General features: G+C 61.2%; 4 protein-coding genes and 2 pseudogenes. 3 read left to right on the top strand and 3 right to left on the bottom strand.

All coding sequences use genetic code 11. From position 1 onward, the window contains the following. Positions 1–227: 227 nt before the first annotated feature. Positions 228–1484 (bottom strand): extracellular catalytic domain type 1 short-chain-length polyhydroxyalkanoate depolymerase, encoded by a 1257-nt coding sequence (locus AC1D06_RS41640; protein WP_477991332.1) that lies wholly within the window; start codon positions 1482–1484, stop codon positions 228–230. A gap of 30 nt (positions 1485–1514) precedes the next feature. Next, complete coding sequence (locus AC1D06_RS41635) at positions 1515–1931, bottom strand: CopG family transcriptional regulator (RefSeq protein WP_477991330.1); 417 nt, start codon at positions 1929–1931, stop codon at positions 1515–1517. A gap of 362 nt (positions 1932–2293) precedes the next feature. Between AC1D06_RS41635 and AC1D06_RS41630 the strand changes: the two are divergent. From AC1D06_RS41630 to AC1D06_RS41620, 3 genes and pseudogenes are all read left to right on the top strand, one after another. After that, a pseudogene (locus AC1D06_RS41630) lies at positions 2294–3283 on the top strand (IS5 family transposase). A 254-nt stretch (positions 3284–3537) separates the two neighbouring features. Continuing rightward, on the top strand, positions 3538–4371 hold the full coding sequence (locus tag AC1D06_RS41625) for an SGNH/GDSL hydrolase family protein (protein ID WP_477991328.1): 834 nt from the start codon (positions 3538–3540) through the stop codon (positions 4369–4371). Positions 4372–4570: 199 nt separating this feature from the next. Then, complete coding sequence (locus AC1D06_RS41620; protein WP_477991326.1) at positions 4571–5239, top strand: Rossmann-fold NAD(P)-binding domain-containing protein; 669 nt, start codon at positions 4571–4573, stop codon at positions 5237–5239. Here AC1D06_RS41620 and AC1D06_RS41615 read toward each other — a convergent pair. Continuing rightward, positions 5212–5449 (bottom strand): annotated as a pseudogene (locus AC1D06_RS41615) (TetR/AcrR family transcriptional regulator); the annotation flags it as partial. The gene AC1D06_RS41620 and the pseudogene AC1D06_RS41615 overlap by 28 nt on opposite strands.

Genomic DNA, 5449 nt, shown 5'->3' with positions numbered 1-5449 from the left:
CGTCTCGGTTATGCTCACGCCGAGCGATAGCAGTCCAGGTCATCGGAAACCCCATTTTGATTTAGCACCAAAAGGGAATCACAACCTGCTGTTATCGCTCAACTACTTTTAAATCGGGCTCTTAGCGCAACGCTGCCGTGAGGTCGTGGCGGCCGCTGGCCTATAGCTTCCGTCCGTCCGGTAAGAACGGACGGAAGCTTCGGACTTAGCCACGTGACAGCATTCGATCATCGTTCACATTGATCGAGGAAGAAGCGGACCATTTCTGTTGTGGCGTCCGGCCCTCGAGGATCGGTATATGACCCGTCGGCATGTCCGCCTGACCACGCGTGGCCCGCGCCATTCACCAGCCAGTATTCCAATGCCGGCCTTCCTTTCTCGTCCGTTAGAACGGTTGTTTCAAAGGTCAGGCCGCCGGCGCAACGGCCGAGCTTGCTCGCTGCGCCACTAGGCCCAGAGGGGGTCGCCGCTGCGACGATCCGATCGGCGTTGGAAGGATGGACCGTCCGGTCGGCGTCGCCGTGAAAAACGATCGTGCGGACCTGACATGCCGGGTCTGAATCTTTCAACGTTCTCGTTCGAGAGGCGAGACTGCCGTCCCCACGCATAGCCGCGAAAGCCGAAACGACGTCGTGGGCCGATCCGCAGGCCAGCCCGGAATGGATCCCTACGGCTGCATAGAGATCAGGATAGGCCTCCGCCATCACCGCCGCCATCGCTCCACCGGCAGACAGGCCCGCAACAAAGATCTGGCTGCGATCGAGTTCGAACTCCCGAATGATCTCTTCCGTGATGCCGGCAATGATCGCAGGCTCGCCAGCACCGCGTTTCTGATCCGATGGCCGGAACCAGTTCCAGCAGGATGATGCGTTGTTCGCCGCCGTCTGGCTGGGATAGGCCACCATCAGGCCATTTGCTTCGGCGGTGGCGTTCATGCTGGTTCCAGTCGCGAAGTCGTCTGGATCCTGCTTGCAACCATGCAGCATGACGACGAGACCTCGCGGCGCCGAGGCAGGAACGTAGAGCTTGTAGCTTCGCGTGCCTGCCGTACACGTGAACGAGCGTGCCAGATATTGTGCGCCATCCGCGATTGGAGGCGTGGGGGAGCGTCGCCTCATGCCGGGAATGCTGCCGTCTGAAAATGATGAGAGCTTCCCGGCCATCGAGCGTCCTTCACTAAGGATCCTGAGCGTGTCTCCCAGCGGTCGTCGCACCCGCGGCGATCGTCGGAAACTATCCGTCTCGGCGAACGTGGATTCCGGGTTTGCCGAAGGTTCAATGACCTGGGCGGCGGGATCTACCGGAAATGGCTTCGGACGTGATTTCGCAGTTGGTGGGATGATGTCGGGAACCGCCGGTCCGGCCTCGCCTGAGACCGTTCGACCGGCGAGAGCGTCCTGGATCAAACCGGTGGCTTCCGAGGGGTTGGAGGCACGCGTGAAGAGCGTTGCCCGGCGCATCGCCGCAGCAAATTCATCGTTCATAGGGAATATCCTTGTTTAAGGTGCAATCACTTATCGGATGCGCTCTGCGAGCGCGGATTTCAGTTCCGTGCTCGCCTGAAGCGCGCCGAGCACGGTGATGGATTCGATCGTCGCAAGGGCGAGGTCGGGCGTTACATCCGGGGCGATACGGGCGAGGCCCACCACCTTGATGTGCAATCTTTCTCCGGCAGCCTTGACGGACTCTAAGTCGGCTTTGCTGTAGTCGCGCAGTCCAAGTTCGAGCGTGTGACGGACGATCGACTGCTTTACCGCCTCGCCCTCAATGCCAAGCTGGTTTCGGATCGCCGTGCGGATGAAATCGCTGCGATTTGAGTAGAATCCTTCCTGAACGAGGAGGTCGATGCGACCCAGATCGACATAGCCGAGATTAATTGTAATCTTCTCCGATTCAGTCCCCTTGTCGGGAAGCCTGCGTATATTGCCCAAGCTCATTCTCCATCCACATGGATGGTATATGGAGGGTGAAGTCCGATATTCAAGAGCCGCAGTTTCGCCGTTGCACCGTTTACGGAGGGCGATACCGCGCGATCCGCTTGCGTGAACCGCAGTTGCCGAAGCTGAAAGGAGCTCCCAGCGTACTTGCCATCCCGTGTGAGCGCCTTGCCCGAACAAAGAGGGAACATGCAGTTTTAATGGCGGTATCTACAATCCAATCACAAGGCCCCCAAAAGCAGTGAAACCACTGGCCTCCCAAGGCGTTCTGCTCCTGTGACATAGCCTTGGTGCGCGGATCGTTAATTGCATTGTCGTAGGTGATCGGGCATCGCAATAATCGGTTTTTTGCCACGATGCCTTTCAAGCACAACGCGTCCCGCCGCCATCGTATCGGCAAGATGAAGTTCAGGGTCACGAACTGGGCGGAATACGAGGCAGGTCTTCGTCGGCGTGGCAGCCTGACCCTGTGGATGACGCCGGAGGCACTGTCGTCCTAGCTGGCGCCGAAGCGCACGACCCGCGGTGGCCAGCCGCGCTACTCCGATCTGGCGATCGAGACCGCTCTGACGCTGGGAATGGTGTTCGGCCTGCGGCTGCGGCAGACGGAGGGCTTTGTGATGTCGGTGCTGAAGCTGATGGGGCTAGATCTGGCCGTTCCCGATCATACGACCCTAAGCCGTCGGGCAAGTAAGCCGAGAGTGCAGAAGAAGCAGCACGATGATCGCATCCCAGAGAAAGGTCCTATCCACGTCCTCATCGATAGCACCGGGTTGCAAGTCTACGGCGCGGGCCAATGGCTTGAGGAAAGGCATGGCGCCAAATCTCGTCGGGGCTGGCGCAAACTGCACCTGGCGCTGGATGCCGACAGCGGCGAGATCATCGCACATGTCATGACGAACCAGGATGCCGGTGACGCTTCCCAGGTAGAGCCGCTGCTTGATCAGATCGACACGCCGATCGGGCAGTTCACGGCAGATGGCGCCTATGATGGCTATACGACCTATGGCGCCGTTACCAATCACAGTCATGACGCGGCGGTGATCATTCCGCCACGCGCCAATGCGGTGGATCGCAAGGACGCCGATCCCTCCAGTCAACGAGCCCGTCATATAGCCGCGATCAACGCCGATGGCCGGATGAAGTGGCAGGCCGCGACCGGCTACGGGAAACGATCTCTCGCGGAGACAGCGATCGGTCGCTACAAATCGATCATCGGACGGCGGCTACGGGCACGCTCATTCGCCGCACAGAAGACGGAAATCGCCCTCGGCTGCGCCGTCCTCAATCGCATGCTGGGATGCGCACGTCCTAAATCCGTCCGGTGCAGAAAAGCTACCGCATAGCCGCAGCACACAAGACCGAAATCAGCTCACACTACGACCGCTGCACCAGCGCCACAGAGCGCGTCAAAATGGGGTGCCGAACCGTGAGGGATGCCGTCTCCGGCCGTCCTTGAATCTGACGAGGTCCCGGGGCGACGCCAAATTGCCATGCAATTACGATGTTTTGACGAACTGGAAACGCGAGTAGCGACGTCCCCGACGAGCGGCTACTCATATCGCTATTCGCAAACGGATCCAACGGAGAGATGAAGCCCATGTCAAACGAGCAAGTACGCTGGCTCTTGAAGGTCATCCAGCCTGAGCGCACCCTGGCCTCCCTTCCCGGAGGCGCCAGCCTCGGCCAAGAGGCTCATGCCGCGCTACTCGGCCTCCCGGTCGAGATTTACGCGGCCGAACTTGGCCGCATGCAACAGGAGGCCTCGAAAGCAGCCGGCGCGTTGCTTGCTGACCAGGCCGTGGCATCGATGGTCGATCGCCTTCCCCTGCGGAAGGGGGACAAGGTCGTGGTGTTCGGTGACAGCTTGACGTCCGAACCCCAGTCCTGGGCGGTGATACTGAGGGAAATGCTGGCGATGCGCCGCGATAGCGACGGGATTTCGTTGACCGTGAGCGCCGTCGCCGCCGAAACGACCACGCACGCTCTCGTGCGGGCCGGTCAGATCGCCAATTTCCGGCCCGACTGGATCCTCTTCCTCTTAGGCACGAACGACGCACGAACGCAGGGCGCGCATCCCACCAAGACGCTCGTGCACCACGAGGAGACCGCGCGCAACATTGCGGAGCTGCGCCAGCGCGTTTCCAAAGAGACCACGGCGAAGTGCGTCTGGATCACCCCGCCCGCGGTCAACGAGGCGCTGGTCGCGGCGCATGAGGGCTTGGCCAGGTTCGGGGTTCGGTTCCGCAATCAAGACCTGGAGCGAGTCGCCGGGATCGTCCGCGATGGCGACGGGCCGGTTATCGACGCCTTCTCCAGCTTGGGGAATCCGCCTCCTTCCGACCTGCTCATGGGCGACGGTCTGCATTTCACGCTGCCGGGCCAGAAGCGTCTAGCACTCGAAGTGATCCGTGGCTGGAGCGCGCTCAAATGAAATACCTCGTCATCGGCGCGACGGGAAACATCGGCTCCCGGGTCGCTCAGCGCCTCGTAGATTCTGGAGCCTGCCCGTCCGTTTTCGTGCGCAGCGCGAAGAGGGCCAGAGCCCTTTTCGGTGACCATGTAGATATCCATACCGGAGACCTTGAAAAGCCAGGTCCCTCGCTGGCGGCGGACTGGCTGGGGTCGACGGGGTGTTCCTCGTGACGGATGGATGGGATCTCGAGACGCGAGATCGCGCGGTCTCCTTCGCTGCCCGCCACGCTGGCGTACGGCATGTGGTCAAGCTCTCTACACTGGACGTGCGAACCGGGATCGGCACCGGTCCGTGGCACGCACGCGGCGAGGAAGCCGTTCGGCAAAGCGGGGTGGCATTCACATTCATTCAGGCAGCCGGGTTCATGTCCAACGCGCTCGGTTGGTCGGAATCCATCCGCCGAGACGGCTTGCTGCGCTCGTCCACGGGTGGAGGCAAGATCGCGTTCATCCATCCAGACGACATAGCCGCCGTCGCCACCGCCGCCCTGACCACGCGCGACCACGACGGAGAGGCACTGGTGATCACCGGTCGTGAGGCGCTGTCGTATGGGGAGATGGCGGCCGCGATCGGCAGAGCCATCGGCAGACCTGTCGGCTTCGAGGAAATATCCGACCAACAGGCGTATGACCGCGTGGTCCAATGGGCCGGGAAAGGCCCCTATGTCGATGCCCTCGTGGACATCTGGCGTGCTGTGCGCGAGGGCCAGCTTGAAACCGTGACGGACGGGGTGAAGCGGGTGACGGGGCGGGAACCAATCCCGTTCGCGCAATGGGCCGCTGAGAACGTCGCGTCGTTTCAATCGTGTTTCGCTGCGCTACCCTGAAAGGAATTTACGTAGACCAGTACGGTGCGAATTGCCTCGCTCGTGGCGCCATCACGCGAGAGGGTGGCACGCGCCTGGTGGGCCGTTCCGTGGACGAGCGATTCCACCATGCGTGGAAGGACAAAAAGCATTCGCTCCGTCTCGTCGAGGCTGTACCGATCCTGATCGGCACGTGACAGTGCTCGACCGAACGTGTCATGCGTGTCATGC

Source organism: Rhizobium sp. P2_G2 (assembly GCF_056403555.1).
This window is presented reverse-complemented; position numbering and strand designations above follow the sequence as displayed.